We start from the raw sequence: 15,019 nt of genomic DNA, 5'->3' as shown, positions 1-15,019 counted from the left end.
GCTGCTCGAAGACTGGATGGAGCTTTGTTAGCCAAGCCAGTCCTTCAGACGCGTTGTGGCGAGTTCCATGTCTTCATGGGACCCGGCAAACGAGAAGCGGATATAGCCATTGCCGCGCTCATGATCGAAATCCGCGCCCGGCGTTGTCGCCACCCCCGCTTCCGCCAGCATGCGCTTTGCGAAATCCATGGAGTCGTTCGTGAAGGAGCGCACGCCTGCATAGACATAAAAGGCCCCGTCGACGGGCAGGAGTTCGTTGAACCCGATCTTGGGCAACCTGTCCAAAAGCAGGGCCCGGTTGCTGGCATAGCCGGCCTTCACCACCTCCAGTTCCCCAGTGGCGTCAAAGGCGGCCAGCCCTGCGCGTTGGGAGATGTCGGGCGGGCAGATGACGAGGCTCTGGGCGATCCTTTCCACGGGCCGCACTAGGCTTTCCGGCAGGATCATCCATCCGATGCGCCAGCCAGTCATGCAGTAATACTTGGAGAAGCTGTTCACAACGATGGCATCGTCCCAGTATTGCAGGGCGCTGGCCGTTTCTCCTTCATAGACGAGGCCGTGATAGATCTCGTCGGAAATGAAGGTGATGCCGAGATCGCGTGCCGTTTCGCACAACGCCTTCAAGGCATCTGGCTGCATCATCGTTCCGGTCGGATTTCCCGGGCTCGCCACGAGGACGCCGCGGATCGGCGCTTCGCGATGCGCCTTTTCAAGAAGCTCCGGCGTGAGAACCCAGCGCGTATCGGGGCCCACGGGGATCTCCACCGGCTCAAGGCCCAGCGCGCGCAGGATATTGCGATAGGCCGGATAGCCGGGCGCGGTCAGCGCGATGCGATCGCCGGGGTCAAAGGCACCCAGAAAGGCAAGATTGAACGCACCGGAGGAACCTGTGGTGACCATGACGCGGCTTTCGGGAATATCGACGCCATAGGTCTTGCGGTAATGGCGGGCAATCCGCTCGCGCAAGGGGCGAATGCCGCGCGCTTCGGTGTAGCCGAAGCGGCCCTCCGCCAATGCGGCCTGCGCGGCCGCGACCACGGTCGAGGGCGCGCGAGCGCCGGGCTGCCCGATTTCCATATGGACGATGGTATCGCCCGCAGCCTCTCTGCGACTGGCCTCTTCCAGAACGTCCATCGCCAGGAACGGTTCGACCCCGGAGCGAAGAGAGGCTTTGATGGTCAAAGGTTCAAACTCCTTGGTTGCAGCGCGGGAGCGATCCGCCCAAACGCCGTTGATTTGCCGTATTCACGAGTTGTTTTCGGGCGGTTGACCCGGGTCATGCGGCTCACCTACCCTCACCGCAAGCCCACCACGGAGGATGCAGCGCGTGAATATCCGTCCCCTAGCGCAGATTAGCCGGTTGTTCCAGCGCGGAGCCGCAACCCAACCGCTCTCTTCTCCCGCAGAGCGCCGGATTCCCCACGCAAAGATTGAAGATCGTGCAGGCCGATCAAATCCCCCACATCCTCTGAAACGGGTCGCCTCGGCCGGCTTTGCCGGGATGATTGCGTTTCAGGCGATCGCGCCCATCGCGGCCGAAGCGCAGCAACGTCGACGCCTTCCGCTCGTGCGCGATGCGGAGGTGGAGAACCTGTTGCGCGATTATGCGGCCCCCATCCTGCGCGCGGCGGGGCTCGGCAATACGCAATTGGAAATCATCCTCGTCAATGATCTGAGCTACAACGCCTTCGTTGTCGACAGCCGTCGCATGTTCATGAATGTGGGCGTGATTACCGATGCCAAGACGCCGAATGAAGTGATCGGCGTCATCGCGCATGAAGTCGGCCATATCGCGGGCAATCACCTTGTGCGTCTCCGCCAGGCGGCCGCCAATGCGCAGATCATGGCCGTCATCGGCACGATCCTGGGTGCAGGCGCGATCGTTGCTGGCGCATCTTCGGGGGCCGGAGGCCTCGGCCAGGGCGGCGGAGCCGCGCTTGGTCTGGGCATGGGCATGGCCCAGCGGTCCCTTCTCGCCTATCAGCGCACCGAAGAAGCGACCGCCGACCGATCCGCCATCAAGTATCTGAACGCCACGCATCAATCGCCCAAGGGCATGTTGGACACGTTCAAACGCCTTGCCGATCAACAGCTTTTCGCAGCCCGCCACGCAGACCCCTATGTCCAGAGCCACCCGATGGCCCGCGAGCGTGTGTCGATGCTGGAGAACCTCGCGAAGAAGAGCAAATATTTCGACAAGAAGGATCCGCCGGAGCTGCAGGCGCGCCACGATCTCGCCCGCGCGAAGCTGCTTGCCTTCGCTGGCAGTCAGGGCGCGGTTGCCCGCACCTACGGCAATGGCACCAGCCTTCCTGCCCGCTATGCCCGCGCCATCGTCACCATGCAGCGGGGCAATCCGCGCGACGCTCAGCGCGCCATTGACGGATTGATTAAGGCCCAGCCGAATAACCCCTATTTCTGGGAGCTGAAGGGGCAGGCCCTGATTGAATCCGGCAATCCGGGGGCGTCGGTATCCGCCTTTGAAAAGGCGGTCGCCCACGCGCCGCATGAAGGGTTGATGAAGATCTGGCTCGGCTACGCGCTGGTGGCAACCGGCAACAATGCCAATCTGAACAAGGCGGTCTCATTGTTGCGCGCCGGTTTGCGGCAGGAGCCGAACTCCCCCCTGGCCTATTCGCAACTCGCCATCGCCGAGGCGCGGCGCGGCAACCCTGCTCTTGCCGATGTCGCCACCGCCAAGAGCATGATGCTCGCAGGCGATTTCCAGACCGCCCGGAAATTCGCGGCGCGCGCTCAAAAAAGATTGAAGCGCGGCTCACCGGAATGGCTGCAGGCCGATGACATCATCTCCTACAAGCCGCCCAATCTGGGAAACCGCTAAACGGGCATAAGCTTGCAGCGACATCGCGCATTGCCCTCGGCAGGGCACGAAAGCGTGATGCCACACGTAAAATGTGAGCGCACGGGCAATTGACCTCGGCGGAGATAGCCTTCAAGTCTCCAACGAGACTATAAATGGCCCGGACGCCCTGGGCGTCACGCCGACCACGCTCCTGATCGAAAAACGATCCAGCAGGAAAGAAGCACACATGATCACCCCCGGCCGTATCGTGGCATTCGTTGCAGGCATCGTCTTCGCTGCCGCGCCTTCTCTCGTCGCCATTCAGGCGATGCGCAGCGCCACTCCCACGGTCGCCACCGCGCAAGCCCCCGTCAGCGGCGCGTTCATTCGCACCTATCTGCTCGACAACCCGGAAGTCATCCGGGACGCCTTTTACGAGCTTGAGCGCCGTCAGGCCGAAGCGGAGAAGAAGCAGCGTATCGCGCAAATCTCCGACAACGAATCGATCCTGTTCAACTCCACCCGTCAGGCCGTGCTCGGCAATCCGGAAGGCGACGTCACGCTTGTGGAGTTCATGGACTACAACTGTGGCTACTGCAAACGTGCTCACGGGGACATGAACCGGCTGATCGCGGAAGACCCGAACCTGCGTGTGGTCTTGAAGGAATTCCCCGTGCTGGGCCAGCCTTCCGTGGAGGCCGCGCATGTGGCGGCGGCCGTCAACCTTGTTGCGCCCGAGAGCTACGCTGCGTTCCACGACAAGCTGATGACATCCAAGGGCCGGGCGAACGGCTCCAAGGCCATCGAGGCAGCCAAGGAGATCGGCATCGAGGATGATATCCTGGCCGCTGCCCTGAAGGACCCGGAAGTTGGCGCCACGATCGAGGAAGCCTATGGGCTTGCAAAGACACTGGGCCTGACCGGCACCCCGGCCTATGTGGTGGGCGACGAAGTGGTGTTCGGCGCAGTGGGCTTTGACGAGCTGCGCGCCAAGATCAAGGCCGTGCGCGAATGCGGCTCCACCAGCTGCTGAATTTGCAGCGCTGACCGGACCGGAAAGCTCTCAGCGGGCGGCGTGAAAACGTCGCCCGTTTTGCGTTTTCGGCGGGTCAGGCGGACGAACGTCGACCGAGCCTTCCAAGGAATCACACCAGGCCCGCTTTTCTGTGACATATCGGTTCCAGGCCCGGTTTTTCCCGTCGCAATCCGCTCGAATTCGCTCTTTCCAGGTCGAAAGACCGCTCCTTGAGGGTCGTCGATGCGTTTTTTCCCGCCTGCCCGGACTGTAGCCGCCTACAAAGCGTGCAAGGGGGTTTTCCTGCACCCCATGAACAAATATAAGAGGCGGGACTGCGATATAGGGCGGGCCCTTCCTCCGCCTCACGATGCATGAAGTCAGGCAAAAGCACATAATCGGCCTTGGCGCGGCAGGTCCGCGTTTGAGGCGGTGCTATGGGGAGCGAATGGCGTCAGCCTTGTTTATCCTGAACGGGCCGAACCTCAACAGGCTCGGCACTCGCGAGCCCGATGTCTACGGACATACGACGCTCGGCGATATCGAGAGGATGTGCCGGGAAACGGCCGAGGACATCGGTTTCGACATCGAGTTCCGGCAGACCAATTTCGAAGGCATGCTGGTCGACTGGATTCAGGAAGCGGGCGATGTGGCGCAAGGTTTGATCATCAATCCTGCTGCCTACACCCACACCTCCGTCGCAATCCGCGATGCCATCACCACCGCTGACATTCCGACAGTCGAAGTTCATCTGAGCAATATTCATGCTCGGGACGCATTTCGCCATCATTCCTATGTATCGCCTGTAGCTTATGGCGTGATCTGCGGATTTGGCGCCACGGGCTATCGCCTTGCGATTGAAGCCCTCTCCGAAGTGATCCGGGCCTGACCGGCTCCGGCGTGAAATGAAAAGCAACATGTCGACCAAGAAAAACTCTATCGACCACGATCTGATCCGCCAGCTCGCAACACTGCTCGACGAGACCAATCTCACCGAGATCGAGGTGGAGCAGGACAGTCTTCGCATCCGTGTGGCGCGGCAGATGTCCGTTCAGGCACCTGTCTCGATGCAGGCTCCGGCCCTCACCGCAGCCGCACCGGCATCCGCCGCGGAGACCGCCTCGGCGGTGGATCCCGCGAACCGCCCCGGCGTCGTTCCCTCCCCGATGGTCGGAACCGCCTACCATTCGCCCGAGCCCGGCGCCCGTCCCTTTGTCGACGTTGGCCAGACTGTTCGCGCCGGACAGACGGTGATGATCGTCGAAGCCATGAAGACCATGAACCAGATCGCGGCCCCCAAGGCGGGCACCGTGAAGGAAATTCTGGTCGAAGATGGCCAGCCGGTCGAATTTGGCGAGCCGCTCCTCATCATCGAATAGGCGGTATCATGTTCACCAAGATCCTCATCGCCAACCGTGGCGAAATTGCCCTGCGCATCATGCGCGCGGCCAAGGAACTGGGCATCTCTACCGTCGCCGTCCACTCCACAGCCGATGCGAATGCCATGCATGTGCGCCTCGCCGACGAGAGCGTATGTATCGGTCCCCCGGCTGCACGAGACAGTTATCTCAACATCCCCAATCTTCTGGCGGCATGTGAGATCACGGGCGCCGACGCCGTACATCCCGGTTACGGCTTCCTGTCGGAGAACGCCCGTTTCGCCGAAATCCTGGAAGCCCACAAGATCGGCTTCATCGGCCCGTCTTCCGACCATATCCGCATCATGGGCGACAAGATCGAGGCCAAGCAGACGGTCAAGCGTCTGGGCATCCCGGTCGTCCCCGGTTCCGATGGCGGCGTGACCGATGTGGTCACCGCAAAGCGCGTCGGGGCGGAGATCGGCTATCCCGTGCTGATCAAGGCTGCTGCCGGTGGCGGCGGGCGCGGCATGAAGGTGGCACGTTCGGAATCGGAGCTGGAGGAAGCCTTCCAGACGGCGCGCACCGAGGCGCGCAATGCCTTCGGCGACGACGCCGTCTACATGGAAAAGTACCTCGAAAAGCCGCGCCACATCGAGATCCAGGTGCTGGGCGACGGCAAGGGCAATGCGGTTCATCTGGGCGAGCGCGACTGCTCGCTTCAGCGCCGTCACCAGAAGGTTCTGGAAGAGGCTCCCTCTCCCGCCCTCAATGACGAGCAGCGCAACCGAATCGGCGGCATCGTCGCCAAGGCGATGGCCGAGCTTGGCTATTCCGGCGTCGGTACGATCGAATTTCTCTATGAAAACGGCGAGTTCTATTTCATCGAAATGAACACCCGCCTGCAGGTGGAGCATCCGGTCACCGAGATGATCACCGGCATCGATCTGGTCAACGAGCAGATCCGCATTGCCTCCGGTGGCGTGCTGGGCATCACCCAGGATGATATCAAGCTCGAAGGCCATGCCATCGAGGTTCGTATCAATGCCGAGCACCCGCGCACCTTCGCGCCCTCGCCCGGCAAGATCACCTATTACCACCCGCCCGGCGGCCTCGGCGTGCGCGTGGAATCCGGTGTTTATGCCGGGTATACCATCCCGCCCCATTACGACAGCCTGATCGGCAAGCTGATCGTGCATGGTCGCAACCGGGTGGAGGCCATGATGCGCCTTCGTCGCTGTCTCGACGAATTCGTCATCGACGGCATCCAGACGACGATCCCGCTCTTCCGCGATCTCGTCGACAACCAGGACATCGCCAACGGCATGTATGACATCCATTGGCTTGAGAAGTACCTGGCCGCCAAGACCGACGACGACTAGGCGAGAGATCTGCCCCCGCGGTGCGCGATTACGCATCGCTTTCCGCGGGGGATCCCACCCGCATTTATGCGGATTGGCCCTTCAGGTCCGAGCCCTATATTTCTGGTCATCCTTTATGGCCGCGCATTTGTTTTCACGCGCAGTTTTGTCGTCCCACACGATTGTCCATCCCATGTCGCATCGTACCGATAGCTCCCAGTTTCTGACACCTCAGGTGCTTTTGAAAGCCTATGCCTGCGGGATATTTCCCATGGCGGAGACGGCGGATAATCCGGACCTGATGTGGATTGAGCCGACCTGGCGCGGCATTATCCCGCTCGATACGTTCCATGTGGCGCGCAGGCTCAAACGCACCGTTCGCTCTGATCGCTTCCAGGTCACCGTCGATACGGATCTGGAAGGCGTGATGGACGGGTGTGCCGCCCCGGCGCCGGGACGCCGCAAGACATGGATCAACGCAACCATCCGTCGTCTTTGCTCAGAACTCTATGGTATGGGGCATTGCCACACGGTCGAATGCCGCCTCGACGGCCGGCTCGTCGGCGGGCTTTACGGCATTGAGCTGGGCGGCGCGTTCTTCGGCGAGAGCATGTTCTCCTTTGAACGGGACGCCTCCAAGGTAGCGCTTGTCCACCTGGTCGCCCGTTTGCGTGCAGGCCGCTTCTCCCTCCTCGATACGCAGTTCGTCACCGACCACCTGATGACGTTCGGCGCCAAAGAGATTTCAAAGCACGACTATTATGACCTTCTGGAAGACGCGATCATCCTTGAGGACGCGGACTTCCATGCGTGTCCGGCAACGATGAGCGGAGCCGAGGCTCTGGCCCTTGTCGGCGCCGCCGACGGCGACTAGCCGCCCGCCTTGCGGCGTTCGTCCAGAAGGCCAAGATAGTACTGCGCCACAGACGAGCCCGCGATGGCCGTGATATCTGCGTGGTCATAGGCAGGCGCCACTTCCACCACATCGCCGCCCACGAACCCGATGCCCGAAAGTCCGCGCAGGATCATCAGCGCCTCGCGCGAGGACAGCCCACCGGAAACAGGCGTCCCTGTTCCCGGTGCGAAGGCCGGATCCAGACAATCGATATCGAAGGTCATGTAGGCCGGACGCCCGCTTACGCGTTCCTTGATCTTGCCGATCACACCGTCGACGCCCAGGCGATGCACATCCTCGCCATGGATGATGGAGATGCCGCAGGTCTCCGGGGCATGGGTGCGGATGCCGATCTGGATGGAGTGTTCCGCATCGATCAGACCCTCGCGTACCGCGCGGCCCACAAAGGTGCCGTGGTCGATCCGGTCGCCCTTGTCGTCCCAGGTATCCTGATGCGCATCGAACATCACAAGTGCAAGCGGCCCATGGATCGCCGCATGCGCCTTCAAGAGCGGATAGGTGACGAAGTGGTCGCCGCCAATGGAGAAGAGATGTGCGCCGGACTTCAGGATCTCGGCCGCCTGCCCCTCGATGAACGCGGGCGCGCGCTCGTTATGGCCATAGTCGAGCGAGCAATCGCCGTAGTCGACGACCACCATGTTCTCGAACGGATCCGCATGGAACGGGTATTGCGGGTCCCCGCAAAGAATGGCCGAGGCCCGCCGCACGGCCTGGGGCCCGAACCGGGCGCCCGGACGATTGGATACAGAGGCATCGAAGGGAATGCCCCACACCACCGCATCGACGCCGGTCAGATCGCGCGTCAACCGGCGCCGCATGAAGGAGGTCACGCCGGAAAAGGCCGGCTCCATGGAACCGCCTGTCAGGCTTTGCCCGAAGACCGCGTCATCGGTGGGATAGGGACGAAATTCAGACATTGATTCCTCCGCCAGTTCATCGGATTGGAGAATGCACGGAATTGGGTAAGGAGAGAATGGCATACTTGCCGGCAGGTTCCATGAACGCGATCAAAAGAGTGCCTGTGGGGATATCGCATCCGAACCGTATTCGTTTCCGTCCGCTCGCGCATTTTGAAGGAGAGCACATGCGCGCCATGTCGAGCCTGCACCTTGGACTGATCCTTGTGCTCGGTGTTTGCGGCATTGGCAGCCCTGCCCGTGCGGAGATTGTTTCGCGCACGCAATACACGACCCATCCGGTCTCCGGCATCTCCCCCGCCGCCCTTGTTGCCTCCATGAAACGCTTCCCCATTCCCGATGCGGGCGACGAGGTCGTGATGGGGCTGCTCGTCATGGATTCGCGTTTCACCTATCAGCCGTTCCTCACCCGGAACGGCTGTCGTGTCGGGGCCATGAAAACACAGGTGACCTTCACAATCACACTGCCTCGGGCCACCCAAGAAAACCGTTTCGACCGCGCAACGAAACAGCTGTGGACCCATTTTGTTGAGAACGTAAAGACCCACGAATTGGTTCACCGGCAGTATTTCCTGGAATATGCGGCCGCATATGAGCGCCGCGCCCGGCGCATCGAAGCAAGAACTTGCAAGGGCGTGGACCGGGCTCTGGCGCGGATTGCGCGCGAGGAGTTTGACCGCGCCCAGCGGCGCAATGACAGGCTCGACAAGAAGGATGGCGACGCTGTCACACGCTTGCCGCTGTTCGTCGCAGCCGAGCTTGAGAAGCCGGGCCTTCTCGCCACGTTCCGAGGCCCCTCCCACCAGACCAGGTAGAGCCGCGGCACAGCGTCAGAACAGACGAAGCGGAAAGAACCTCCCAAAGACACGTTCGGCCCAGGGTGACCGAGACCTGAGCACGTATCGGGGACAGATCTCAGCCTTTGTCACCGAGTGTCGCCAACACCCAAGCGACATCCGCATCACTTGGAAAAATCGGATAGAGCACCGCCTCGATCACCCCGTCGCAGGCGATAAAGGTGAGACGCTTCAGAAGCGTCATTCCCGCGGTTTGGAATGTCGGCAGATCAAGCGCGCGGGCGAAATCCAGCCCGGCATCCGATAGCACCGCAAAAGGCAAATGCAGCCGCTCGACCATCTCGCGCTGGTAATCGGTCGTCTGGGCGCTGAGGCCGAAGACCTGCGCGCCCAGCGCGCCAAGTTCCGCGTGGTGGTCCCGCCACGAGCAGCTTTGCGGTGTGCATCCGCGTGCGCCGGGAATGCTGTCCCAGCCCTCCGGCAGCGCCACATCGGGCCTTCCCGTCATCGGATAGCAATAGACGACAACGCGTCCGCTCTCCTTTGAAAGATCGACCCTGCCTCCCTCCGTCGATGGGAGGGCTTGCGAGGGCAGAGGTCTGCCCACCAGGTGATCGGCAGCGCCGTCATCCACGGGCACCGGCAGACCTTTGGGTGTCTCGGTGAGATCGACGGCTCCCCCATCCCTCGACATGACGGTCCTCCCCGGGCAACTCAAGCAAATGGTCAAAAAAAACGCTGCACCAATGTGCAGCGTTTTTCCGTTTTCTGGCAATCGGTGTCTTCGAGGTGAAGACCCGAGCAAGCTTAGCGCTTGGAGAACTGGAACGAACGACGGGCCTTGGCCTTGCCGTACTTCTTACGCTCGACCACGCGGCTGTCGCGGGTGAGGAAGCCGTTCTTCTTCAAGATGCCGCGCAGCTCCGGCTCGTAGTAGGTCAGAGCCTTGGAGATGCCGTGGCGGATCGCGCCGGCCTGACCGGACAGACCACCACCGGAAACGGTGGCGACGATGTCGAACTGGCCATCGCGGTCGGTGAGGACGATCGGCTGACGGACGATCATCTGAAGAACCGGACGACCGAAATAGGCCGAGAAGTCCTTCTTGTTGATCGTGATCTTGCCGGTGCCCGGCTTCACCCAGACGCGGGCAACCGCATCCTTACGCTTGCCGGTCGCGTAGGAACGGCCCTGCGCGTCTACCTTTTTCTCATGGACCGGAGCATCCGTCTCAGCAGTGGTGCCGATGGCTTCGCCCAGTTCCTCAAGGGATTGCACTTCAGCCATGCTCAGCCCCTCTTCGCATTCTTGGCATTGAAGGAAGCAACGTCGATCTGTTCCGGCTGCTGTGCTTCATGCGGGTGTTCGGAGCCGGAATAGATCCGGAGGTTCTTGAGCTGAGTACGGGTCAGCGGGCCGCCCGGCATCATGCGCTGCACGGCCTTTTCCAGCACACGCTCCGGGAAACGGCCTTCAAGGATGCCACGCGCGGTGCGCTCCTTGATGCCACCCGGGTAACCGGTGTGCCAGTAGTACTTCTTGTCGGTGTATTTCTTGCCCGTCAGCACGACTTTGTCGGCGTTGATCACGACGATGTTGTCACCGCAATCGATATGGGGCGTGAAGGTCGCCTTGTGCTTGCCGCGCAGGCGCATGGCGATCAACGAGGCGAGGCGGCCGACGACAAGCCCTTCGGCGTCGATCAGAACCCACTTCTTCTCGATGTCCGCCGGTTTGGCAGAATAGGTCTTCATGACTCGCATCCGAGATGAGGATGTCCGGTGCCGGTGGTTGCCCTCCGAAATCCGGACGATTGTAAATGTGCGGCAGCGCGAATGCCCAAAGAACATATGCGAGCCACCGCAGGATCGGTGGAGGTAATACAGAGCCGCGGGCGTCACGTCAAGCGGATTGTTCCAAAAAACATAATATAAATCAATAACTTGCAAAAAAGGTAATAAGTTACCACATCTTTTCGCCTCGCGATGCCTCTCCGCCTCTATCGGCACGCGAATGCCCGCAGGATTTGGCAGGACGCGCAGCGGGCCCGCGCGTCCCTCAAGATGGTGGCACAGACGAAACGGGCCAGGCTTTCCTGATCGAAAGCCCGGCCCGTCCTCAATTCATCTCACCCGGACTGAAACCGGGGCACAGGCCCAATTCACTGGCCCAGTCCGCTGGCTCAGAACGGAATTTCGTCGTCCATGTCGTCGGCAATCGGGCGACCGCCGCCCTGCTGGCTGCCACCACCATATCCACCGCCCTGCTGGCCTCCGCCATAGGAACCGCCACCCTGGCCGCCCCCATAGGAGCCGCCACCCTGACCGCCGCCCTGGCCACCGCCGAAGGAGCCGCCGCCACCCTGACCACCGCCTTCGCCGCGACCATCGAGCATGGTCAGCGTGGAGTTGAAGCCCTGCAGAACAACTTCGGTCGAATAGCGGTCCTGACCATTCTGATCCTGCCACTTGCGGGTCTGGAGCTGGCCTTCGATATAGACCTTGGCGCCCTTGCGCAGGTACTGCTCGGCCACCTTGCACAGGCCTTCATTGAAGATCACGACGCGGTGCCACTCGGTGCGCTCCCGACGTTCGCCGCTGTTGCGGTCGCGCCAGCTTTCGGAAGTGGCAACGCTGAGATTTGCAATGGGCCGGCCGTCCTGAGTCCGACGAATTTCCGGATCGGCTCCCAGATTGCCGACCAGAATGACCTTGTTGACGCTTCCAGCCATGATTGACTCCGTTTCAATTCGCCTGATTGCCCGCCACTTCCAGGCCTCAGCCGAGACCGTGCTCCGGGCCGGAGCATCCCCCGTAACCGGGGTGGAGCGACAAACCTGTCTCGCCCTGAATCTGTGTTGCGCCCGGCAGTACGCGATAGGGTCGGGCAATACAACCCGCCGATACCCGCCATCCCGGCTTATCAAACATTGCCGACCGGCTGTCAGGCCAGTCCCCTTGCGACAACAGCCTTGCGAACGCGCTGCCACATCGCAGCCAGCGGATATCGCGCATTCTCTCCAGTTTAAACGCTTCTGTGCGCCCGCGCCCAAGCTCGGAAACGATCCTCAAGCCACCCTGCCCCGTTTTTTCCACAGTCGCATTGGCACAATCCAAATGTTTTTGTTTTGTTCCTATATGATTTTGGCAATCTCATCAATTCCCCGTTCAGATCGCCGGATGCGCTTGTCCGGAGAAAATTCCCTCCACTTTGGAACGCTTCGTTCTGGCCATCATGCCTTTGCCTGGACTAGGTTGGCGCGCGCTTCGTCCTAAGAGGTGTCTGTGAGAATTTCGGGAGTCTATTGAATGTATCTGTTTTCCAAGGGGCATCGCGTCCTGGCCTCGGCAACGCTCGCGCTGAGCCTGTCGATGGTGGCCGCCCCTGCCCTTTCTCAGGAGAAGGCCGCAGCAACATCCCCCGCGCGCCTGTGGTCCGTAACCTGTGCCGATGCGGCGTCCGGCAAGGGCAGCCAATGCCAGATGGTTCAGACCCTCGCCATGAAGAACACCGGCCAGCGCCTCCTGACCATCGCCGTGCAGAAGCAGGAAACAGAGGATCATCCGCGTCTGATCGTCGGACTTCCCCATGGTGTCTTTTTCCCAGGCGGCGTGTCCGTTGCCATAGACGAAGGGAAAAAGAGCCCGGTGACCGTGCAGACCAGCGATGCCAATGGCGCCTACGCCACCGAAACCCTTGATGACAAGATGTTGGAAGCGCTGCGCAAGGGCAGCCAGTTGAAGGTCGAGTTCGAAAGCGGCAGCCGCGAGAAGCTGGAAATCCCGGTCTCGCTCAAGGGCTTTGCCGAAGCCTATCAGCGCGTTTCCAGCTTCGGTGGCTGAGGGGCGCGGAGACACCCGGTAGAAATTCAAAAAGGCCCCGCAGCATCAGCGCCGCGGGGCCATTTTTCATGTCACGTGCATTTCCTGCAGAGCAGGCGAAATCAGCTATCCGCCTTGCGCGCGAGCTCGCCCCAGCACTGGCTGGAGATCAGATGGCAATAGATCCCCGCGATCACGCCATCGCGACGCAGCCCCAGATAGGCCTCGTCCGACAGCGTCTGGAGCTTGCGCTCATCGATCACGAGATAGTCGGCGATGCGCACCGTGTCGCCGCTCTTGAGCGTGAACTGCGCCTGGTTGGGCACCAGAAGTTCGTTTTCCTGCAGCCGCTGGACGAAAGCCTCCGTCGCGCTGGCCTGCCGCTGGAAGGCGGCGCAGAATTCCAGAGCCTTTTCCGTCCACTCCGAAGGCTTGCCGTCGACAAAGAGCGGCATCTCGCCGCCCTCGCGCAGACGCGGGCTCGCACGGTCCACGCAAAGGGCGAAATTGTCGCCGGTATTCTCCCGAACCAGAATGTAAGGATAGCGGCGTACATACCCGGGAACATAAGCGTTTTTGTCCCAGCGCCCCTCCGCATCGACAAACATGTTCTCGTTTTGATGAAGGCCGACGATCGCCACGGGCTGCGGCGTTTCGCTGCCGACAAACACGATCGGATAGGTCCGACAAGCGGCCGGAAATTCCGCCAGCGTGATCGGCACGGCCTGCGTGTGCGCGGCAAAGCCGACATCGTCACCCGGATCAAGCCCGAGCCCCTCATGCCGCTCCGGGCTCAAGGCCTCCGGCGCTGAATAGAACAGCGGCAGAATGCCCTTGGGCGCCTCACCTTCGCCGGAGCCGTTCGCAACAGCGCCATTTCCCGCCTGGGAGGTCTGAGCCGCCGCATCGGCCGTGCTTGTCTTGTCCGTCATCAAATCTGATCCTGAGCCGGAAATTCCATGTGTGACAGTATCTTTGCCATCGAATCGCATTTTACGCCACTTGCGGGGTCATTGCTGACCAATCCCGGCTTTCAAAGGGCAAAAGCCACCAGAAACACTGCATAAGGCGCTTTTACAGGGTTTTCATGAGATCCGCATGTCGCGCAAAAGGCGCGGCAAGGATGCCGGCGCAGCCCAAAACCCGATTTCCGGCAGGCCCTTGGCGGGCGAACGACACAGCCGGGACAGGCTTGCCGTCTTTGGAGTGCGCGCCGACCGCTTGTCGCGCGATCCCCTGCGATGGCCCGCCGTCTTTCTGGTTGACCCTCTGCAAACGCGGTCATGAGCCGCTTCCGCAAGAAAGATTGCACACAGCCCCGTTGCCCATGCCAATCGGCAGCCGCCCGTCCGCAATCCCTCGGCGATCCGCGCGCCCCATCTGGCGATGCCATGCCTTGGCGCAACGCTCCCGTTGACCTATGGTCAGGTAAGAGCGCGACGACCTGGCGAACGCGGGACGCAATCCACACCATGACCGACCTCGCCGCACTGGAACTGAGGGTTTTTGAACCGCTGATCGGCGAGACATTCCGGCTCAGCTGCGATGTCGGCGACATGGATCTGGTGCTGCACGAAGCTCAGGCACTGGGGCCGTCGATCCGGTCGCGCGGCGCGTTCGCGCTCGTCTTCCGGGCAGCACCGGAGCGCCCGCTTTCCCAGCAGCTTTACACCATTCACCACCCGGCATTGGGCAACATTCAGCTGCTTCTCATCCCGATTGGTCCCCAGGGCGACGCCCTCGCCTATGAAGCGATCTCCACCTAAAGTCTGCCTTCCAAACGAATTCTTTCAAGACTTTAAAAACAAAGCCTAGGACGCTTTATTTGCAATATTATTCATGGTTGCACCTTCCTCCCCAGACGGCGTGAAGCCGCTCCTCGCGAAAGCCGCATGCCCCCCTGTTGCGGGTTACCGAAGATGCTGAAAACGCGCATGATGCAGATGCCATTCGCAGTTATGGATCGATGCCCCGGGCGGGCGCCTCCTGCCAAGGCTTCACGCCCCCTCCCGCACATCTGGCATTGGTCGA

General features: G+C 61.4%; 16 protein-coding genes. 9 read left to right on the top strand and 7 right to left on the bottom strand.

The genetic code is table 11. The features are described 5' to 3' along the window. Positions 1 to 27 precede the first annotated feature (27 nt). On the bottom strand, positions 28 to 1,134 hold the full coding sequence (locus tag ABGM93_RS04440) for an aminotransferase class I/II-fold pyridoxal phosphate-dependent enzyme (protein ID WP_321505734.1): 1,107 nt from the start codon (positions 1,132 to 1,134) through the stop codon (positions 28 to 30). 367 nt (positions 1,135 to 1,501) lie between these two features. Here ABGM93_RS04440 and ABGM93_RS04435 point away from each other — a divergent pair, with 367 nt between their 5' ends. From ABGM93_RS04435 to aat, 6 genes are all read left to right on the top strand, one after another. Continuing rightward, a complete protein-coding gene (locus tag ABGM93_RS04435; protein WP_321503866.1) occupies positions 1,502 to 2,842 on the top strand; it encodes a M48 family metalloprotease in 1,341 nt (446 codons plus the stop codon). A 208-nt stretch (positions 2,843 to 3,050) separates the two neighbouring features. Next, on the top strand, positions 3,051 to 3,836 hold the full coding sequence (locus tag ABGM93_RS04430) for a DsbA family protein (protein WP_321503863.1): 786 nt from the start codon (positions 3,051 to 3,053) through the stop codon (positions 3,834 to 3,836). Between the two features lie 430 nt (positions 3,837 to 4,266). Continuing rightward, entirely contained in the window at positions 4,267 to 4,707 is a 441-nt protein-coding gene (gene aroQ, locus ABGM93_RS04425) for a type II 3-dehydroquinate dehydratase (protein WP_319773699.1), read from the top strand. A gap of 28 nt (positions 4,708 to 4,735) precedes the next feature. Continuing rightward, a complete protein-coding gene (gene accB, locus ABGM93_RS04420) occupies positions 4,736 to 5,197 on the top strand; it encodes an acetyl-CoA carboxylase biotin carboxyl carrier protein (RefSeq protein WP_321503861.1) in 462 nt (153 codons plus the stop codon). Positions 5,198 to 5,205: 8 nt separating this feature from the next. Beyond that, a complete protein-coding gene (gene accC / locus ABGM93_RS04415; RefSeq protein WP_321503859.1) occupies positions 5,206 to 6,558 on the top strand; it encodes an acetyl-CoA carboxylase biotin carboxylase subunit in 1,353 nt (450 codons plus the stop codon). 172 nt (positions 6,559 to 6,730) lie between these two features. Beyond that, positions 6,731 to 7,411: a leucyl/phenylalanyl-tRNA--protein transferase gene (gene aat, locus ABGM93_RS04410; RefSeq protein WP_321503858.1), complete on the top strand. Its 681-nt coding sequence runs from the start codon at positions 6,731 to 6,733 to the stop codon at positions 7,409 to 7,411. On the opposite strand, the gene speB is transcribed toward aat, so the two are convergent. Beyond that, positions 7,408 to 8,370: an agmatinase gene (gene speB, locus ABGM93_RS04405; RefSeq protein WP_321503857.1), complete on the bottom strand. Its 963-nt coding sequence runs from the start codon at positions 8,368 to 8,370 to the stop codon at positions 7,408 to 7,410. The two genes, aat and speB, sit on opposite strands and share 4 nt — an antisense overlap. Positions 8,371 to 8,537: 167 nt before the next feature. Here speB and ABGM93_RS04400 point away from each other — a divergent pair, with 167 nt between their 5' ends. Beyond that, entirely contained in the window at positions 8,538 to 9,185 is a 648-nt protein-coding gene (locus ABGM93_RS04400) for a DUF922 domain-containing protein (RefSeq protein ID WP_321503855.1), read from the top strand. Positions 9,186 to 9,285: 100 nt separating this feature from the next. Here the strand turns inward: ABGM93_RS04400 and ABGM93_RS04395 are convergent, their stop codons facing one another. The 4 genes from ABGM93_RS04395 to ABGM93_RS04380 form a co-directional block, all read right to left on the bottom strand. Further along, positions 9,286 to 9,861 (bottom strand): peroxiredoxin, encoded by a 576-nt coding sequence (locus ABGM93_RS04395; protein ID WP_321503853.1) that lies wholly within the window; start codon positions 9,859 to 9,861, stop codon positions 9,286 to 9,288. A 113-nt stretch (positions 9,862 to 9,974) separates the two neighbouring features. Then, complete coding sequence (gene rpsI, locus ABGM93_RS04390; protein ID WP_319773692.1) at positions 9,975 to 10,454, bottom strand: 30S ribosomal protein S9; 480 nt, start codon at positions 10,452 to 10,454, stop codon at positions 9,975 to 9,977. Between the two features lie 2 nt (positions 10,455 to 10,456). Then, the gene (gene rplM, locus ABGM93_RS04385; RefSeq protein ID WP_319773691.1) at positions 10,457 to 10,921 is read right to left on the bottom strand and encodes a 50S ribosomal protein L13; all 465 of its coding nucleotides are present in this window, start codon (positions 10,919 to 10,921) and stop codon (positions 10,457 to 10,459) included. A gap of 428 nt (positions 10,922 to 11,349) precedes the next feature. Next, positions 11,350 to 11,898 carry a single-stranded DNA-binding protein gene (locus ABGM93_RS04380; RefSeq protein ID WP_321503851.1) on the bottom strand — a complete coding sequence of 183 codons (549 nt, stop codon included), beginning with the start codon at positions 11,896 to 11,898 and terminating at the stop codon, positions 11,350 to 11,352. A 577-nt stretch (positions 11,899 to 12,475) separates the two neighbouring features. On the opposite strand from ABGM93_RS04380, the gene ABGM93_RS04375 reads away from it, so the two are divergent. Beyond that, on the top strand, positions 12,476 to 13,009 hold the full coding sequence (locus tag ABGM93_RS04375) for an invasion associated locus B family protein (protein WP_321503849.1): 534 nt from the start codon (positions 12,476 to 12,478) through the stop codon (positions 13,007 to 13,009). A 101-nt stretch (positions 13,010 to 13,110) separates the two neighbouring features. Here the strand turns inward: ABGM93_RS04375 and ABGM93_RS04370 are convergent, their stop codons facing one another. Next, on the bottom strand, positions 13,111 to 13,920 hold the full coding sequence (locus tag ABGM93_RS04370) for a SapC family protein (protein ID WP_321503847.1): 810 nt from the start codon (positions 13,918 to 13,920) through the stop codon (positions 13,111 to 13,113). A 540-nt stretch (positions 13,921 to 14,460) separates the two neighbouring features. On the opposite strand from ABGM93_RS04370, the gene ABGM93_RS04365 reads away from it, so the two are divergent. Continuing rightward, positions 14,461 to 14,754 (top strand): hypothetical protein, encoded by a 294-nt coding sequence (locus ABGM93_RS04365; protein WP_321503845.1) that lies wholly within the window; start codon positions 14,461 to 14,463, stop codon positions 14,752 to 14,754. Positions 14,755 to 15,019: the final 265 nt, after the last annotated feature.

Origin of the sequence: Breoghania sp. (genome assembly GCF_963674635.1) — a bacterium.
Classification (GTDB): domain Bacteria; phylum Pseudomonadota; class Alphaproteobacteria; order Rhizobiales; family Stappiaceae; genus Breoghania.
This window is presented reverse-complemented; position numbering and strand designations above follow the sequence as displayed.

What these genes read in the sequence shown, in the direction of transcription:
- aroQ (WP_319773699.1), top strand. Translation starts at nt 4,267, where the DNA reads ATGGCGTCAGCCTTGTTTATCCTGAACGGGCCGAACCTCAACAGGCTC.
- accB (WP_321503861.1), top strand. Translation starts at nt 4,736, where the DNA reads ATGTCGACCAAGAAAAACTCTATCGACCACGATCTGATCCGCCAGCTC.
- aat (WP_321503858.1), top strand. Translation starts at nt 6,731, where the DNA reads ATGTCGCATCGTACCGATAGCTCCCAGTTTCTGACACCTCAGGTGCTT.
- ABGM93_RS04370 (WP_321503847.1), bottom strand. Translation starts at nt 13,920, where the DNA reads ATGACGGACAAGACAAGCACGGCCGATGCGGCGGCTCAGACCTCCCAG.
- rpsI (WP_319773692.1), bottom strand. Translation starts at nt 10,454, where the DNA reads ATGGCTGAAGTGCAATCCCTTGAGGAACTGGGCGAAGCCATCGGCACC.
- rplM (WP_319773691.1), bottom strand. Translation starts at nt 10,921, where the DNA reads ATGAAGACCTATTCTGCCAAACCGGCGGACATCGAGAAGAAGTGGGTT.
- accC (WP_321503859.1), top strand. Translation starts at nt 5,206, where the DNA reads ATGTTCACCAAGATCCTCATCGCCAACCGTGGCGAAATTGCCCTGCGC.
- ABGM93_RS04430 (WP_321503863.1), top strand. Translation starts at nt 3,051, where the DNA reads ATGATCACCCCCGGCCGTATCGTGGCATTCGTTGCAGGCATCGTCTTC.
- ABGM93_RS04380 (WP_321503851.1), bottom strand. Translation starts at nt 11,898, where the DNA reads ATGGCTGGAAGCGTCAACAAGGTCATTCTGGTCGGCAATCTGGGAGCC.
- ABGM93_RS04395 (WP_321503853.1), bottom strand. Translation starts at nt 9,861, where the DNA reads ATGTCGAGGGATGGGGGAGCCGTCGATCTCACCGAGACACCCAAAGGT.
- ABGM93_RS04365 (WP_321503845.1), top strand. Translation starts at nt 14,461, where the DNA reads ATGACCGACCTCGCCGCACTGGAACTGAGGGTTTTTGAACCGCTGATC.
- ABGM93_RS04400 (WP_321503855.1), top strand. Translation starts at nt 8,538, where the DNA reads ATGCGCGCCATGTCGAGCCTGCACCTTGGACTGATCCTTGTGCTCGGT.
- ABGM93_RS04435 (WP_321503866.1), top strand. Translation starts at nt 1,502, where the DNA reads ATGATTGCGTTTCAGGCGATCGCGCCCATCGCGGCCGAAGCGCAGCAA.
- speB (WP_321503857.1), bottom strand. Translation starts at nt 8,370, where the DNA reads ATGTCTGAATTTCGTCCCTATCCCACCGATGACGCGGTCTTCGGGCAA.
- ABGM93_RS04440 (WP_321505734.1), bottom strand. Translation starts at nt 1,134, where the DNA reads ATGGACGTTCTGGAAGAGGCCAGTCGCAGAGAGGCTGCGGGCGATACC.
- ABGM93_RS04375 (WP_321503849.1), top strand. Translation starts at nt 12,476, where the DNA reads ATGTATCTGTTTTCCAAGGGGCATCGCGTCCTGGCCTCGGCAACGCTC.